This window comes from Novosphingobium sp. PC22D, from assembly GCF_002556635.1.
GTDB lineage: Bacteria > Pseudomonadota > Alphaproteobacteria > Sphingomonadales > Sphingomonadaceae > Novosphingobium.
This window is the reverse complement of the sequence record NZ_MWMO01000005.1, coordinates 258,429-274,051: the sequence shown is the minus strand read 5'-3', so window position 1 is coordinate 274,051 and position 15,623 is coordinate 258,429. Positions and strand designations below refer to the sequence as shown.

Below are 15,623 nucleotides of genomic sequence, written 5' to 3'. Positions count from 1 at the left end.
CGCGAACAAGGGAAGGATGCGCAGATGGGCCCGGTAAACTGGATAGCGGTCTTGCTGGCGGCGGCGCTGGCGGTTGCGGTGGGGATCGTGTGGCACGGGCCGCTGTTCCGCACGGGTCGGCAGATGCTGCCGGGCAATTCCAAGAAGACCGGAAACTATACCGTCGTCGCACTCGTCATGCTGCTGGCCGCGATCATGCTCGGCCACAACTTCGCGCGGATCGGAAGCGCGACGCTGGACGTCAAGCCGTGGCTCTACTTCATGATGTCGGGCGGGCTGGCGCTGTTCTTCACCATCCCCGCGGTCTGGCTCACGCACATGCGCAACCGCACCGAGCCGATGCGCCGCGTGATAGACTGCGGCTTCTGGCTTGTCGCCTACCTCGCGATGGGCCTGGTGTTCTGGGCCCTGGGCTGACGGGTAGAGGGGCGGCGCGCCTTTACTCCGCCGCCATCTTGCCCATCGTCACATAGTCGAGCTTGCCGGTGCCCAGCACGGGAAGGGCATCGAGCACGCGGATCTCACGCGGGAGCATGAGTTCGGTGACGCCGTTCTCGCGGCCCCACCGCTGGAGCGTCTTGGCATCGGCGTCCGTCGCGGTGGTGAACATCACCAGTTGCTCGCCCTTCTTGGGATCGGGCCGGGTGACGACCGCGTGCTCGGCGTCCGGCCAGACCTTTGCGGCATAGCCCTCGACCGCGGGCAGCGATACCATCTCGCCGCCGATCTTGGCGAAGCGCTTGGCCCGGCCGCGAATGGTGACGAAGCCGGTCTCGTCGATGGTGACGATGTCGCCGGTGTCGTGCCAGCCGTCTTCGGGCGGCTGCAGCACGCCGGGCGCGCTCGCGAGCAGGTAGCCGGCCATGACGTTGGGCCCGCGGATGTAGAGCCGCCCGCCCTCCTCGATGCCCGGCACATCCTCGAGCCGCGCCTCGATCGCGGGAAGCAGCCGCCCCACCGAGCCCGCCTTGAAGTGCATCGGCGTGTTCACCGCGATCACCGGCGCCGCCTCGGTCGCCCCGTAGCCTTCGAGGATTCGGAGGCCGAACTTTTCGGCATAGGTCCGCCGGGTCTCGTCGCGCACCTTCTCGGCGCCGGCGAAGATGTAGCGCAGCGAATAGAAGTCGTAGCTGTGCGCCATGCGTGCGTAGCCCGCGAGGAAGGTGTCGGTGCCGAACATGATCGTCGCATTGGCATCGTAGGCGAGGGCGGGGACGATCCGGTAGTGCAACGGGCTGGGGTAGAACACGGTGCGGATGCCGTTGAGCAGCGGCAGCAGCGTGCCGCCGGTCAGTCCGAACGAGTGGAACACCGGCAACGCATTGAGCACCACGTCGGACGAGTTGAAGTCGATGCGCCCGGCAAGCTGCGCGCAGTTCGCCAGCAGGTTGCGGTGGGAGAGCACGACGCCCTTGGGTGTACCCTCGGAGCCGCTGGTGAACAGGATCACCGCGGGCGCGTCGGGCGAGATCTTGAGGTGCTTGTGCGCGCGCATCGGCCCGCGCTTCGAGAGCATGCCCCATACTTTCGCCGGGGTGGAGATCCGCGCGGCGAGGTCTTCGAGATAGAGCACGCGCAGCCCCTCGGCCTCGAGACCGGCGATCAGCGCGCCGAGCTTGGCCTGCTCGACGAAGGCGCGCGCGGTGACCACGGTGCTGATCTCGGCGGTCGCGCAGGCAGAGACCATGTTCGCCTGGCCGACCGTGAAGTTGAGCATCGCCGGAACCCTGCCTTGCGCCTGCAGCCCGAAGAAAGCGACGACGACACCGCTGACGTTGGGCAGCAGCAGTCCTACGGTTTCGCCCGGCTTGCTCTCTCTGGCGAGTTCCTTGCCGAGCAGCCCGGAGGCGAGGATCAGGCGGTCGTAGCTCAGCGGTTCGCGCTTGATGTCTTCCACCACGAGCGCCTTGCCGCCGTGGACGCGCCGCGCTTCGCCGAGCGCCTCGTAGAGCGTCCGGTTCGTCGGCGAGGTATCGAAGATCATCCGGCTCATCTCGTCGTAGAGCTTGCGTCCGGCGATGGCGCGGCGCTGGCGCGCGCTCATCTCGCCTTCGATGGCGAAGCGGCGCTGCGGCAGCACGGTGATGCGCACCTTTGGGAACCAGCGGCGGCGCACCTTGCCTTTCATCCGCGAGAACAGCGTGTACTGGGGGCCGTCGAGGCGGACGGGGACGATCGGCGCGTCGGCCTTGTCGGCGACCATGCCGGGTCCGTCGAACACCTTCATCAGCGCGCCGGTCACGGTGATGCGTCCCTCGGGGAAGATCACCAGCGTGCGTCCCTCGCGCACCGCCTTGACCATCGCCTTGGCCGCCATCGGGTTGGTCGGATCGACCGGGAAGGCTTCGAACAGCTTGAGGAAGGGCTGGATCCACCAGGCCTTCGCGATGTAGGTCGCCACCGCGAAGGTCGGCTTGCCGGGCAGGAAGGCACCGAGCAGCAGGCCGTCGAGGAAGCTGAGATGGTTGACCACCACCACGGCGCGCTCGCCCGCCTTGGGCATGTTCTCCATGCCGTTCACCTCGACTCGGTAGATCAGCCTCAGCGTTGCGCGCACCACCGACTTGAACAGCGTTTCGGGCAGGAGCCAGACCGAGATCAGCGCCACGGTCAGCGTCGCGAATCCGAGCGCACCGATCACGCCGGGCACGCTCGTGCCCGCGCCGAGCATGGCGCCTACCACCAGCACCACGCCGACCGTGACGCCCGCGTTGACGATGTTGTTGGCGGCAATGACCTGCGAGCGCTCTTCGGGCGCGGCATGAGTCTGGAGGATCGCGTAGAGCGGCACGATGAACATCCCGCCCGAGACAGCGATCACGACGACGTCGAACATGACCCGCCAGGCGCCGGGGTTCGTGATGAACTGGCCGATGGTGGCATCGGGCGTGACGATCTGGAACATGCTGGCAGACAGCCACAAATCGATCATCCCCGCCGCGAGCCCCAGCGCGCTCGCGGGCACGTAGCGCGCCGAGACCTCGCCCTTGAGCAGGCGGTTTACCGCGAGGCTGCCGAGTGCGATCGAGACCGAGAAGAGCACGAGGAACAGCGAGACCACTTCCTGCCGCGCGCCGAGCGATCCCGAAACGAGCGGGGCGAACTCGCTCATCAGCACGGCGCCGGCGGTGAAGAACCAGCTCACCCCGAGGATCGCCAGCCATACGCCGCGGCCCTTGTGGGCGACCTTGAGGATGTGCCAGGTGCCGCGAAACACGTTCCAGTCGACCGGATGGCCACCGCGCGTGGGCGGGGCTGGAGGCACGAGCATCGCGAAGCCCAGGCCGATCACGGCGATGCCCATCGCGGCGAGGCCCGCTTCCCACGCGGGGATCAGCCCGGCGAGAAGCTGCCCGCCCAGGATCGCGAGGAACGTGCCCGCCTCGATCAGGCCGGTGCCGCCCATGATCTCGTCGCGGTGCAGATGCTGCGGCAGGATCGAGTATTTGACCGGGCCGAATACGGTCGAATGCATGCCCATCAGGAACAACGCGGTGAGCAGGACGGCGACCGATTCGAACCAGAATCCGGCAAGGCCGATCGTCATGATGCCCACTTCGGCGAGCTTGACCAGGCGCACGAGCCGCGCCTTGTCGATGCGGTCGGCGACTTGTCCGGCGAGCGCGGAGAACAGGAAATAGGGCAGGATGAACAGCCCGGTCGAGACCACCGCGAGCAGTTCGGCCTTGTCCGGTTCCGCCACGTAGAGGCCGAAATTGGCGAGGAACAGCAGCGCGAACTTGAGCAGGTTGTCGTTGAACGCGCCCATGAACTGGACGACGAACATCGGGCCGAAGCGCCGCTTGGCGAGCAGGGATACGTCAGGTGCGGACAAGGATTCTCTCCGGCGGTTCGGCTTCGGGGGTGTAGTCGCATGACCATGCCAAGCCGTTAAGTGCCTGTGGGGGCGAAATGTTCAGGACCGCGCCCCGACATCAGTGGCAAGGCAAATGTGCAGCGCGCGCGGTCATGCGGCGAAAAAGTAGTTCACGAGGTGGAAGAACACCGGCGCGGCGAAGCTGACCGAATCCATGCGGTCGAGCACACCGCCGTGGCCTTCGATCATCGCGCCCCAGTCCTTGGCGCCGAGCGAGCGCTTCACAGCCGAAAGCACGAGCCCGCCGGCAAAGCCCGACGCGACGATCGCGAAAGCAAGCGCGCCCGCCTCGGCCGGCGTGAAGGGCGTGATCCACCAGAGCGCGGCGCCGACGGCCGTCGCCGCGAGGCCGCCGCCGACGAGGCCCTCCCAGGTCTTGGCCGGGCTGACGCGCGGCGCGACCTGGTGGCGTCCGAGCAGCTTGCCGAAGACGTACTGGAGCACGTCGGAAAGCTGGACGACGGCGATCAGGAAGAACAGCAGCAGGAAATTGCGCCCCTCGAAGCCGGGGATGTGGAGCAGCAGCAGCGCCGGGGCGTGGCTGATGCAGAACACCGCCAGCATGAGCGCCCACTGGATGCGCGCGGTGCGGGCAAGGAAGTCGTCGGTCTCGCCCTTGATCGCTGCGAGCACGGGCAGCAGCAGGAAGGCCCACACCGGGATGAGGATCTGGAACAGCGTCTGCCAGCCGTCCGCGATCAGCCAGTATTGCAGCGGCACGAAAAGGTAGAACGACACGGCGACCGCGCGGTGGTCCTCGGCCCGCGTCGGGGTGATCGAGAGGAACTCTCGCAGCGCATAGAACGAGGTCAGCGCGAAGAGCGCGATCGTCAGCGTCTTGCCGACGAGGAAGGCCACCGCGAAGATCGCCACCATCGCCCACCAGGCGCGGATGCGGGCGTTGAGATTGGCGACGAGCGCGCGGGCCTCCTCGCTCGAGGCGCGGCGCGCGAGCAGCCAGCCCGCCAGCGAGGCGAGCGCGAGGAGGCCGGCAACGCCGCCGAGCAGGATGGTCAGGGTCTCGATCATGTCGCGATCCTCCGTCCGAGCGCGCAGACGGCGCTCCGCGCGCGTTCGAGGAAGGCGTGCTTGGGCTCGGCCGGATCGAAGCCGAGCGGCGCGCCGAAGGTGGCCGAGCACACGATCGGCGCGGGCAGGATGGCGCCCTTGGGAAAGGCGCGCGAGAGGTTGTCGAGGTGCACGGGGACGAGCTCGACTACGGGAAACTCGCGGGCGAGATGGTGCAGTCCGCCCTTGAACGCGCCCGGTTCCGCGCCGCCGCAGCGAGTACCTTCGGGAAACAGGATCAGCGACCCGCCTGCGGCCAGCGCCGCGCGGCAGGGGCCGAGCGGGTCGCGACGGGCGCGGCGTTCGACCAGCACCGCCCCCAGCACGTCGCGCGCGACATGGCGGCGTAGCGGATCGCGGTCCCAGTAGTCGCGCGCGGCGACCGGGTGGGTCGTGCGGCGCAGCGACGGGGGCAGGGCCGACCAGAGGATCACGGTATCGAGGTGGCTCGCGTGGTTGGCGAAGTAGATCCGCTGGCGCGGTTCGGGCGCGCAGCCCTGCCAGCGGGCATGGCCACCGACGAGCAGGCGCGTCGCGCCGACCAGCACGGCGCCGGTCAGGCGCGCGATCGGGCCGCCGCTCATCGGGCCTGCCCGCGCATGCGGCGGGCCAGTCGCGCGAGGCGGCGCAAGGCGGTGAGTGCGCTGCCCGCGGCGACGACGATCAGTGTCGCGGCCAGCGTTTCTCGCATGGGCATGACGAGCGCGAGCACAGCGCCGAGCGTCAGCGCCGCCATGCGGTGCTGCTTGGCCATCGGCCCGGCGAAGTCCTGCGCGAAACCCAGCGAGCCGCCGAGCGCGCGCAGATAGGCGGTGGTCATGGCGAGCAGCGCGGCCACCCAGCCAAGCCCGGGCCAGCCGCAGGCATAGCCTGCCGCGACGAGCAGCAGGCTGTCTTCGATCCGGTCGGGAAACTCGTTGTAGAGCCCGCCCGTCGCGCTCCCCTTGCCGCCTTCGACCGCGACCAGCCCGTCGAACAGGTTGGCGAGCAGGCGAAGCTGGATGGCGATCGCCGCGCCCGCAAGCGCCCAGCGTTCCTGCGCCGAAAGCGCAAAGGCGGCCGCGCCGATCGCGGCGAAGCCGATGCCCGCTAGCGAGATCGCGTTGGGACTGACGCCCAGGCGCGTCAGCAACCGGGCAGCCGCGGCGGCCCAGCGCGTTTCGCGGGTGGTGAGCGGCCTGCGGTTGGCAATCGTTTCCATATCCCGTCCTCCGAGGCGCGAATCGCCTCCGGAGGCTGGGATGCCTCATAATTATACGATGTTCAATTAAAATAATGATCATCGTTCAATTTCTGGCGCTTGCGTGGCGGAGCGAAGCGCGACATGTCTTGGCCGGGTCGGGGAGGGCCCATTGCAATGGTCGGTTTCCTCACGCGTCTTCGCGAGGATCTGGAAGCGCCGCTCTCGGCGCGCGGCTTCGGCACCGGATGGTTCGCGGGCTTCTTCGCGCTGTTGCTCGCCTGCGTGGGGCTCAGCTTCGTGGCCGCGCTGCGCTGGCCCTGGCTGCTCGGCATGCCCGAGCTCATCGCGCTGCGAGACTGGAGCGGTTTCCGGCTCCTCGTCCATGCGATCCTGATCTCGGCCTATGCGCTGGCGCTGCTCAGCCTGCTGCTGCGGCCGAAGAAGGCGATCGGGCTCGCCGCGCTGATCGTTTCGCTCACCGCGACGATCCTGGGCGGCTCGGCGGTCCAGGCCGGGGACACGGCGGGCTGGGGTATCTTCTTCGGGGTGGACTTCTTCGCGGTGAACCTCGTCGCCACCGGGCTGATGTTCGCGCCGATCGAGCGCTTCGTGCCCCACCGGCCCGAACAGCGGCTGTTCCGTACCGAGTGGCGCGAGGACCTGTTCTACTACCTCGTCAGCTCGATGATGGTGCAGCTCATCACCTTCCTCGCGCTGGCGCCGTCAGGCTACGTCAACGCGCACTGGGGCTGGCTCGACGGCACGCGCGCGATGGTGCGGTCGCTGCCGTGGATCGTGCAGTTCGCCCTGGCCATGCTGCTGACCGACTTCGTCCAGTACTGGTTCCACCGCAGCTTCCACCGAGTGCCGTTCCTCTGGGGCTTCCATGCCGTTCACCACAGCGCGAAGTCGATGGACTGGCTCGCGGGGTCGCGGATGCACTTCGCCGAGATCATCCTTCTGCGCGGCGTCACCTCGCTGCCGCTGCTGACGCTCGGCTTCCTGCCGTCGGTGATGCAGGCCTATGTCGGCATGGTCTATGTCTACGCCTCGCTGGTCCATGCCAACGTCAGGGGCGACTTCGACCGCTTCGGTCACGTCATGGTCACGCCGCGCTTCCACCACTGGCATCACGCCATCGAGGCCGAGGGCGTGGACAAGAACTTCGCGATCCATTTCCCCTTCCTCGACCGGATCTTCGGCACGTTCTACCTCCCTCCGGGCAGGTGGCCGCAAGGCTATGGCGTGCCCGAGCGCGTGCCCACCGGCTATTGGGCGCAGTTTCTCTACCCTTTCACACGCAGGCGCGGTTGAGCTAGAGGCTCGGTCATGGGCAGGCGATCGGACCACACGCGCCCCGAACTGCGCGAGATGATCGTCAGCGAGGGACACCGGCAGATTTCCGAAGTGGGCTTCGCGCGCTTCTCGGCGCGCGAGGTCGCCAAGCGGATCGGCTATACGATCGGCACGCTCTACAACGTCTTCGGCTCGTACGACCAGATGCTGCTGGCGATCAACGGGCGTACGCTCGACTTGTGGATCGCCGCGCTGGAGGGCCGGCTGGAGGGGCTTGAGACCGGGCGGCTCGAAGCCGCGATCCGCGCCTACTTCACCTTCGCGGTCGAGCATCGCCACGCCTGGACCGCGCTCTACGACTTCCGTCTGCCCGAAGGCGAGCCGATGCCCGACTACTATCGCGAAAAGGTCGAGGCGATTACCGGGGTCATCGTGCGCGAGATCGCCGCCGCGCTCCCCGAGGCGCATGGGGAGAAGGCGCGATCGCTGGCGCGTTCGCTGCTGGCCACGGTGCACGGGCACTGCTTCTTCGCGCTCAACGGCACTTTCGCGCTGCTCGGCGAGGAGGACCCGATCGCACGCGCGCTCGACCGCGTCGAGGATGCCCTTGCCCGCTACGAGGACGGCTGATCGGCGGTTGGAGCGACTGCATCGGAGGGCGGCTCGGGAAAGCGCAGATAGGTCATGAAGGTCTCGACGAACGGTGTGATACCCTGCTCGAGCTCGCCGGGCGGCGCGATCAGCATCTGCGAGCGGAAGCCGGTGATCGCCGCCATCGTCAGTCGCGTCAGCCGCCGCGACTCCGCAGGCTCGAACTCCGTCGCGTAAAAAGCGGTGATGTGCTGGTACATCATCGCCGGGCCGCGCTCCCAGAACGTCGTCGTGATCTCCGGAAACCGCTCGCCCTCGCCGATGACGAGCCGGTAGAGGCGGGTCGAATCTGGCTTGGACATGCGATCCAGCACGCGCTCGATGAGGCGCCGCAGCGCGGGAACCGAAAACCGCCGCGCCGACATGACGTCCTCGATATCCTCGCCGAAGCGGCGGACCTGCTCGTCCACGACCGCGGCGAAGAGTTCCTCCTTCGAGGAGAAGTGCGACCACATCGTCGCCTTGGAGCCGCCGAGCTGTTCCGCGATCGCCGACATCGAGGTGGCCGCGTAGCCCTGCTCGAGAAACGCATCCTTTGCGACCTCGACGATCGAGGCCCTGCGTTTCGCGCGGTTCAGCTCCCGTTTTCCAAGTTTTTGCGTCATAGCTGTACTGTGCGGTACACTTTTTTGTTGACAAGCGCAAGCCTGATACCAATACGGTCCGTACCGATGAGTACACAATTCTCCTTCCGACTCGCCGCCGGTGCCGCGCTTGCCTGCGCGCTGACGCTCTCCGCCTGTGCCGCGCCCGATCTCGGGCCGCGGCCGCAACTGCGCACTCCAGGCGATCTGGCGGCGAGCCGCGCGCTGGCCGACGATGCCGTCGCGCGCGAATGGCCAGATGAGCGCTGGTGGACCGTCTACGGCGATCCGCAACTCGATTCGCTGGTCGCCGAGGCGCTGGCCAACTCGCCCGATGTCGCCGCCGCCGCCGCCCGCATCCGCCAGGCGCGCGGTGCCGCCGAGGTAACCGGCGCGGCGGGCCTTCCGCAAATCTCGGGCGAGGCCTCCGGCGGCTTCACCAAGCAGAGCTACAACAACGGCGTGCCGTCCGATTTCGTCCCCAGAGGCTGGAAAAGCACCGGCACGCTTGCACTTTCGGGCGACTTCGATCTCGACTTGTGGGGACGGACCCGTTCGGCGCTGGCCGCGGCGCGCTCGGAAACCGAGGCGCGCGAGGTCGATGCCCGGCAGGCCGTGCTGCTGCTCTCCTCGAACGTGGTCTCGTCCTATTTCGATCTCGCGCGCCTGCTCGAGCGGGACAAGTCGCTGACCGAGGCGGTCAAGGCCCGTCAGGACGTCTACGACCTGACCGACGGGCGAGTGCGCGAAGGGCTGGAGAATCAAGGCCCGCTCAGGCAGGCGCGCGCCGCCGTCGCCTCGGCGCGGATCGAGCTCGCCGCCAACCGCGAGCAGATCGCGCTGCGGCGCCATGCGATCGCCGCGCTGCTCGGCGCCGGCCCCGATCGCGCGCTCGATCTCGTGCCCACGCCGATCGCGGCCGTGCCGGCGCAGGCGGTTCCCGAGGATGCGGGCATCGCGCTCGCCGGGCGCCGGCCCGATATCGTCGCCGCGCGCCTGCGGGTCGAGGCGGCGGGCTCGCGCATCGATTCGGCGAAGGCGGCGTTCCTGCCCGACATCTCGCTGCGCGGGCTGATCGGCCTGACCTCGCTCGGAATCTCGAACCTGATCGACGACGGCTCGACCTACGGCAACGCCGGCGGCGCACTGAGCCTGCCGATCTTCCAGGGCGGGCGTCTCTCGGGACAATACCGCCAGACGCGCGGGCAGTACGACGAGGCGGTGGCCGCCTATAACGGCACCGTCGTCTCCGCCTTGCAGGAGGTCGCCGATTCGCTTGCCGGCCGCGAGGTGGCGCAGGCGCAGGAGCGCGACGCGATCGCCGCGCGCTCCGATGCCGACGCGGCTTATACCATCGCGATGAAGCGCTATCGCGGCGGTCTTTCCAGCTACATCGAGGCGCTCAGCGCCCTGCAGTCCGCGCTCGATGCGCGCGAGACGGCGATCGATGCCCATTTCCGCCTGCTCGCCCGCGAAGTCGCGCTCAAGCGCGCGCTCGGCGGCGGCTTCGCGGACCGGAACGATGAGAAGGTACAGGGTTGATGAGTGACACCGAAAACGCCGAAGCGTCGCACGAGGACCCGGCGGCCGGGAACGGCACCGGGCGCGTGCTCGATGCCGACAAGCGCAAGCCGCTGCTGATCGGGCTCGCGGTCGCGGTGGTCGCGGTCGCGCTGATCTGGTTTCTTTACGAGACGCTGATCGGCAGCCGCACCGTCTCGACCGACAACGCCTACGTCGCGGCGGACAGCGCGGAAGTCACGCCGCTGACGTCCGGGCGCGTGGTCGAACTTTCCGTCATCGATACGCAGCACGTGCGCAAGGGCCAGATCCTCATCCGTCTCGAGGATTCGGACCAGAAGATCGCCGTCGCGCGCGCCGAGGCGATGATGGCGATGGCCAAGCGGCGCTACCGGCAGTCCGAGGCGAGTATCTCGGCGCAAGGCGCCTCGGCCGCGGCAAGCGAATCGGCGATCCCGGCAATGGAAGCCAAGCTCGCTTCGGCGCAGGCCGATCTCGAGCGCGCGCAAGTCGACTACAAACGCCGTGCCGCGCTGGTCGACGACGGTGCGGTTTCCGCCGATGAAGTGACCAGCGTGCGCAACCGGCTGAAGGCCGCGCAGGCATCGGTGCGCGAGATGCGCGCGTCGATCACGCAGGCGCGCGCCGAAGCCGTCAGCGCGCGGCGCAACGAGGACGCGAGCAAGGCGCTGATCTCCGGCTCGACGATCGAGACCGGGCCTGAAGTGCTCGCCGCCAAGTCGGAACTCGCCGCCGCCCGGCTCGACCTCGAACGCACCGTGATCCGCTCGCCGATCGACGGAGTGGTCGCCCAGAACTCGGTGCAGGTGGGCCAGAAGCTCGATAACGGCCAGGTCGCCATGATCGTCGTGCCGGTGGACCGGCTCTACGTCGACGCGAACTTCAAGGAAGACCAGCTCCGCAGGGTCCGGCCCGGCATGTCGGCGACGCTGACCTCCGACCTCTATGGCGGCGATATCGTCTATCACGGCAAGGTCGTCGGCTTCGCGGGCGGCACCGGCTCGGCCTTCGCGCTGATCCCGGCGCAAAACGCCACGGGCAACTGGATCAAGGTGGTGCAGCGCTTGCCGGTTCGCATCGAACTCGATCCGGCCGAACTCAAGCGCCATCCGTTGCGCGTCGGCCTGTCGATGGAGGCCGAGATCGACCTCACAGACGCGGGCGACTGATGGCCAGCGTCGCTGCCGATACCGGTCAGGGCGAAGCGGAGGCCGAGGACGGCACGCTTACGGGCCTGAAGCTCTACCTGGCCGGCTTCGTGCTCGCGCTGGCGAACTTCATCGTCGTGCTCGACCTGACGATCGCCAACGTCTCGGTGCCGCATATCTCGGGGGGACTGGGGGTTTCGGTCACGAGCGGGACCTGGGTCATCACCTCCTATGCCGTGGCCGAGGCGATCTGCGTTCCGCTGACCGGCTGGCTCGCCAACCGCTTCGGCACCTTGCGCACCTTCATCGTCTCGCTGGTCGGCTTCGGCACGTTTTCCGCGCTCTGCGGCTTGTCGGGGACGCTGGGCCTGCTGGTCGTCTTCCGTCTGGGGCAGGGGCTGTTCGGCGGTCCGCTGATGCCCTTGACGCAAACGCTGCTGCTGAAGATCTTTCCCAAGTCGGCGCATCCCAAGGCGATGGCGATGTGGGCGATGACGCTCGTCGTCGCGCCGATCGCCGGCCCGATCCTGGGCGGCTACATCTCCGACAACTGGTCGTGGGAATGGATCTTCTATATCAACGTGCCGATCGTCGCGCTGATCTTCTTCTCCACGCTCGCCTTGTTGCGCGGCGCCGAAACGCCGACCGAAAAGCTGCCGATCGACAAGATCGGCCTGGTGCTGCTGGTGATCTGGGTCGGCGCCTTGCAACTGATGCTCGACCTCGGCCGCGACGAAGACTGGTTTTCCTCGCCCTTCATCGTCGGCTGTGCGGTGGTCGCGGCGGTGTTCTTCGCGATCTTCCTGATCTGGGAGCTGACCGAGGAACACCCGGTCATCGACCTCAAGGTTTTCCGGCACCGCGGCTTCACGGCATCGACGCTCTCGTTGACCTTCGCCTTCGGCACCTATTTCTCGAGCATCGTGATCATCCCGCAGTGGCTGCAGACCTCGCTCGGCTATACCGCGACTTGGGCGGGCTTCGTCATGGCCTTCTCCGGCGTGCTGGCCTTGTTCATGTCGCCGTTCGTGCCGAAGCTCATGCAGAAGTTCGACCCGCGCCTGCTGGTGTTCGTCGGGGTTTCCTGGCTCGGCCTGTGGGCCTGGATCCGCACGATCTGGTGGTCGAGCGAATCGGGGTTCTGGACTCTCGCGCTGCCGCAACTGCTGCAGGGCGCCGGCGTCGCCCTGTTCATCGTCCCGCTGACGACGATCAGCCTCGGCGCGGTCGAGCCGGAGGAAACCGCTTCGGCGGCGGGCATCGCGAACTTCGGGCGGACCATCGCCGGCGCCATCGCCACCGCCGTGGTGACAACGATCTGGGCCGATCAGACGCGCGAGGATTCCGCCGATCTGGTCGCCAAACTGAACGGTTCGCAGGACTTCATCGAGCAAATGCAGGCGCGGGGTTTCAGCGTTGAGCAGGCGCGCGCCGCGCTCGCGCGGCTTGTCGAAGGACAAGGCACCGCGCTCGCGACGACGCATATCTTCGCGCTCGCCGCGGTCGTTCTGGTCCTGGCCGCCGCGACGATCTGGTTCGCGCCGCGCCCGCCCAAGGACATGGGGCCCGTTGCCGGGCACTGACGGCGCCGCCCGCTGACGGCGGCGCCGCCAGGGTTGGTCAGCCTTCGCCGCAGGCCGCGAGCACGGCGGCGGCGAGATCCTCGAGGCCCAGTTCACTGTCGACCGCGCCCGCGGCGACGGCGGCGGCCGGGGCCTGCGGCACGGTCGCGGTGTTGCGGTCCTGCGCCAGGGTCTTGCAGCCTGCGTCACGCAGCAGCTTGAGGCCCTTGGCGCCGTCCTCGCCCATTCCGGTCAGCACCGCGCCGAGCGCGGGCTTGCCGCCGCGCGCGATCGAGCCGAACAGCAGCGTCGCCGAGGGGCGGAAGCCTTCGACCGGGTCTCGGTCGATCAGTCGCAGCACGCCCGGATCGCCGGGTTCGACGACGATGTGACGGCTCGGATCAAAGGCGATGTGCACCGTTCCCGGCGTAAGCTGCGCACCGTTCTCGGCGGCGACCACGTTGCAGGCGAAATCCTTGTTGGCCCGCGCGATGAAGGCCTGCGCGACGGCGGGCTCGATCTGCAGGACGATGATCGTGGGCGGACACTGCGTCGGATAGCTGGAGAGGATCTCCGACAAGGCGTCGACCCCGCCCATCGAGGCGCTGAATGCCACGACCTTGCCGTTGGGAACGTAGGTGTCGCCTTCGCCGGTCTTCTCGACCTTGACCTTGGGCTTGGATCGCAGGTTCGAGTTCGCCGCGGCAACCACGATCTTTCCGAGCTTGCTGACGATCTTGGCGAATTCCTCGGGACTCGATTTGAGCGGCTTGGGGAAGCACTCGACCGCGCCCAGCTCGTAGGCCTTGAGGCTCGTCTCGGTGCCCGACTGGGTCAGCGAGGAGAGCATGACCACCGGCAGCGGGCTCGCGCTGCCCATCACTTCCTCGAGAAACTCGATCCCGCTCATGCCCGGCATCTCGACGTCGAGCGTGACGACGTTGGGCATCAGTTCGGGGATCAGGTCGCGCGCCTCGGCGGCGTTGGCCGCCGTGCCCACCACTCTCACGTTCTTCGATTGTTCGAGGACGTCGCAGAACAGCGCGCGCATGGCCGCGGAGTCGTCAACGACGAGGACGCGAGCGTCGTGCATGGGAAAGGCCTTTCATGTCTCACTTTGGGGGGAGGGCCGATCTAGCGCATCGCTTCATAGTAAATCTTGCGAGCAGCCTACGGAGTTCAACAGAGCGCCCGTGTAATCGCCCCTTTCCAGCCGATGGTTAATTGGGACGCCGAGCGAGGTCCCGTTCCGGCGACCCGCGCTTTCTGATTGGTCAGTTGGAGATCGTGATGTTGGAATGGTTCGAGAAAACGGCGCCGATTCGGGTGAAGTTCAGGGTGCTTTTCGTCGTCCACACGGCCCTGGCCGCCGTGGGCGTCGTCACGACCTGGCTTGCGGGCGCGGGTCTCGAACTGCTCGCGGTGAGCGGGGCCGCTGTGCTGTTCACGATTCTGACGGTCGCCGTCTCCGCGCAGCGCATCTGCACGCCCTACGTGAACACGGTGGTTCGGATGGAGGCTCTCGCCGCGGGTGATACGCGCAGCGACATCCCTTATTCCGAGTATCAGGACTGCATCGGCCGGATGGCCAAGGCGATGGTGACGTTCCGTGATTCGGCGGTGGAGGTGCAGGAGAGCCGCGCCTCGCAGGAGAAGCTCGTCACTTCGCTCGGCCATGCGCTGCGCCAGCTCGCCGAAAACAAGCTCAACTGCGCGATCACCCAGCCCTTCCCCGGCAAGTACGACGAACTGCGGGTGAACTTCAATGCCGCGCTCGACGCCCTGTCCTCGACCATCGGCGCGGTTCGCGACGCAGCGGCGGGCGTATCGACCGGCGCGTCGGAAATTCGCGCCGCGTCCGATGATCTCGCCATGCGCAACGAACAGCAGGCCGCTTCGCTCGAGGAAACCTCGGCGGCGATGAACCAGGTCACCGACAGCATCAAGGAGACCGCCAAGGGCGCTTCCGAGGTGCAGCGCACCATTGCCGACGCGCACCGCGAGGCGGCCGAGGGCGGCGAAGTCGTGGGCCGCGCCACCGAAGCGATGGCCGCGATCGAGAAGTCGTCGCAGGAAATCACTCAGATCATCAACGTGATCGACGGGATCGCCTTCCAGACCAATCTGCTGGCGCTCAATGCGGGCGTCGAGGCGGCGCGCGCGGGCGATGCCGGCAAGGGCTTCGCCGTCGTCGCCAACGAAGTGCGCGCGCTGGCGCAGCGTTCGGCCGAGGCGGCGAAGGACATCAAGGAACTCATTACCGCCTCGAGCGAGCAGGTTTCCGGCGGCGTCGAACTCGTCTCCGCGACCGGCAACCTGCTCCAGAAGATCGTCGAGCGGGTCGGCGAGATCAGCGGGCTCGTCACCCAGATCAGCGAATCGGCTTCGAGCCAGTCGGTGAGCCTCGAGCAGGTGAACAGCGCCGTCGGCGAGATGGACCGCATGACCCAGCAGAACGCGGCGATGGTCGAGCAGTCGACCGCCGCGGCGCGCAGTCTCGCGGGCGAGGCGCAGGAGCTCACCACGCTCGTCTCGCGCTTCCAGACCAGCGGCGGCGGGGACAACGTGCGCGATCTGCCGAGCCCGGTGCGTGCGGCGCCGGTGATGGCGGTCGCCGCGCCGCGCGTGACCGGAAATCTCGCGCTCAAGTCCACCGACACCAGCGGTGAGGACTGGAGCGAGTTCTGACCGAGAGCGGAGGGAGCGATTTTT

General features: G+C 67.7%; 13 protein-coding genes. 7 read left to right on the top strand and 6 right to left on the bottom strand.

From position 1 onward, the window contains the following. The first annotated feature begins 24 nt into the window (after positions 1-24). Positions 25-417, top strand: coding sequence for a DUF1761 domain-containing protein (locus tag B2G71_RS10925; RefSeq protein WP_098105783.1), 393 nt, complete (start codon positions 25-27; stop codon positions 415-417). Between the two features lie 22 nt (positions 418-439). On the opposite strand, the gene B2G71_RS10920 is transcribed toward B2G71_RS10925, so the two are convergent. The 4 genes from B2G71_RS10920 to B2G71_RS10905 all read right to left on the bottom strand — a co-directional run bounded on the left by B2G71_RS10920 (position 440) and on the right by B2G71_RS10905 (position 6,146). Next, complete coding sequence (locus tag B2G71_RS10920; protein ID WP_240530107.1) at positions 440-3,835, bottom strand: acyl-[ACP]--phospholipid O-acyltransferase; 3,396 nt, start codon at positions 3,833-3,835, stop codon at positions 440-442. 132 nt (positions 3,836-3,967) lie between these two features. Continuing rightward, entirely contained in the window at positions 3,968-4,906 is a 939-nt protein-coding gene (locus B2G71_RS10915) for a phosphatidate cytidylyltransferase (protein ID WP_098105782.1), read from the bottom strand. Further along, positions 4,903-5,529 (bottom strand): lysophospholipid acyltransferase family protein, encoded by a 627-nt coding sequence (locus B2G71_RS10910; RefSeq protein WP_168176336.1) that lies wholly within the window; start codon positions 5,527-5,529, stop codon positions 4,903-4,905. The genes B2G71_RS10915 and B2G71_RS10910 overlap by 4 nt, the downstream gene beginning before the upstream one ends. Next, positions 5,526-6,146 (bottom strand): CDP-alcohol phosphatidyltransferase family protein, encoded by a 621-nt coding sequence (locus B2G71_RS10905; protein ID WP_098105781.1) that lies wholly within the window; start codon positions 6,144-6,146, stop codon positions 5,526-5,528. Before B2G71_RS10905 ends, B2G71_RS10910 begins: the two co-directional genes overlap by 4 nt. 156 nt (positions 6,147-6,302) lie before the next feature. Between B2G71_RS10905 and B2G71_RS10900 the strand changes: the two genes are divergently transcribed. Further along, a complete protein-coding gene (locus B2G71_RS10900) occupies positions 6,303-7,442 on the top strand; it encodes a sterol desaturase family protein (RefSeq protein WP_098105780.1) in 1,140 nt (379 codons plus the stop codon). Positions 7,443-7,457: 15 nt separating this feature from the next. Beyond that, complete coding sequence (locus B2G71_RS10895) at positions 7,458-8,054, top strand: TetR/AcrR family transcriptional regulator (protein ID WP_098105779.1); 597 nt, start codon at positions 7,458-7,460, stop codon at positions 8,052-8,054. Here B2G71_RS10895 and B2G71_RS10890 read toward each other — a convergent pair. Beyond that, complete coding sequence (locus tag B2G71_RS10890) at positions 8,039-8,680, bottom strand: TetR/AcrR family transcriptional regulator (RefSeq protein WP_098105778.1); 642 nt, start codon at positions 8,678-8,680, stop codon at positions 8,039-8,041. The genes B2G71_RS10895 and B2G71_RS10890 overlap by 16 nt on opposite strands. Positions 8,681-8,746: 66 nt before the next feature. Here B2G71_RS10890 and B2G71_RS10885 point away from each other — a divergent pair, with 66 nt between their 5' ends. The 3 genes from B2G71_RS10885 to B2G71_RS10875 are packed head-to-tail and all read left to right on the top strand — an operon-like array spanning position 8,747 to position 12,932. After that, complete coding sequence (locus B2G71_RS10885) at positions 8,747-10,201, top strand: efflux transporter outer membrane subunit (RefSeq protein ID WP_098105777.1); 1,455 nt, start codon at positions 8,747-8,749, stop codon at positions 10,199-10,201. Next, positions 10,201-11,370, top strand: coding sequence for an HlyD family secretion protein (locus tag B2G71_RS10880; RefSeq protein ID WP_098105776.1), 1,170 nt, complete (start codon positions 10,201-10,203; stop codon positions 11,368-11,370). Before B2G71_RS10885 ends, B2G71_RS10880 begins: the two co-directional genes overlap by 1 nt. Beyond that, the gene (locus B2G71_RS10875; RefSeq protein ID WP_098105775.1) at positions 11,370-12,932 is read left to right on the top strand and encodes a DHA2 family efflux MFS transporter permease subunit; all 1,563 of its coding nucleotides are present in this window, start codon (positions 11,370-11,372) and stop codon (positions 12,930-12,932) included. The genes B2G71_RS10880 and B2G71_RS10875 overlap by 1 nt, the downstream gene beginning before the upstream one ends. 37 nt (positions 12,933-12,969) lie before the next feature. On the opposite strand, the gene B2G71_RS10870 is transcribed toward B2G71_RS10875, so the two are convergent. Beyond that, positions 12,970-14,004: a chemotaxis protein CheB gene (locus B2G71_RS10870; protein WP_098105774.1), complete on the bottom strand. Its 1,035-nt coding sequence runs from the start codon at positions 14,002-14,004 to the stop codon at positions 12,970-12,972. 197 nt (positions 14,005-14,201) lie between these two features. Between B2G71_RS10870 and B2G71_RS10865 the strand changes: the two genes are divergently transcribed. Continuing rightward, positions 14,202-15,599: a methyl-accepting chemotaxis protein gene (locus tag B2G71_RS10865; RefSeq protein ID WP_098105832.1), complete on the top strand. Its 1,398-nt coding sequence runs from the start codon at positions 14,202-14,204 to the stop codon at positions 15,597-15,599. Positions 15,600-15,623: the final 24 nt, after the last annotated feature.

Excerpts from the sequence above, each read along its gene's own strand:
- B2G71_RS10925 (WP_098105783.1), top strand. The coding sequence starts at position 25 with ATGGGCCCGGTAAACTGGATAGCGGTCTTGCTGGCGGCGGCGCTGGCG.
- B2G71_RS10915 (WP_098105782.1), bottom strand. The coding sequence starts at position 4,906 with ATGATCGAGACCCTGACCATCCTGCTCGGCGGCGTTGCCGGCCTCCTC.
- B2G71_RS10910 (WP_168176336.1), bottom strand. The coding sequence starts at position 5,529 with ATGAGCGGCGGCCCGATCGCGCGCCTGACCGGCGCCGTGCTGGTCGGC.
- B2G71_RS10905 (WP_098105781.1), bottom strand. The coding sequence starts at position 6,146 with ATGGAAACGATTGCCAACCGCAGGCCGCTCACCACCCGCGAAACGCGC.
- B2G71_RS10900 (WP_098105780.1), top strand. The coding sequence starts at position 6,303 with ATGGTCGGTTTCCTCACGCGTCTTCGCGAGGATCTGGAAGCGCCGCTC.
- B2G71_RS10895 (WP_098105779.1), top strand. The coding sequence starts at position 7,458 with ATGGGCAGGCGATCGGACCACACGCGCCCCGAACTGCGCGAGATGATC.
- B2G71_RS10890 (WP_098105778.1), bottom strand. The coding sequence starts at position 8,680 with ATGACGCAAAAACTTGGAAAACGGGAGCTGAACCGCGCGAAACGCAGG.
- B2G71_RS10885 (WP_098105777.1), top strand. The coding sequence starts at position 8,747 with ATGAGTACACAATTCTCCTTCCGACTCGCCGCCGGTGCCGCGCTTGCC.
- B2G71_RS10880 (WP_098105776.1), top strand. The coding sequence starts at position 10,201 with ATGAGTGACACCGAAAACGCCGAAGCGTCGCACGAGGACCCGGCGGCC.
- B2G71_RS10875 (WP_098105775.1), top strand. The coding sequence starts at position 11,370 with ATGGCCAGCGTCGCTGCCGATACCGGTCAGGGCGAAGCGGAGGCCGAG.
- B2G71_RS10870 (WP_098105774.1), bottom strand. The coding sequence starts at position 14,004 with ATGCACGACGCTCGCGTCCTCGTCGTTGACGACTCCGCGGCCATGCGC.
- B2G71_RS10865 (WP_098105832.1), top strand. The coding sequence starts at position 14,202 with ATGTTGGAATGGTTCGAGAAAACGGCGCCGATTCGGGTGAAGTTCAGG.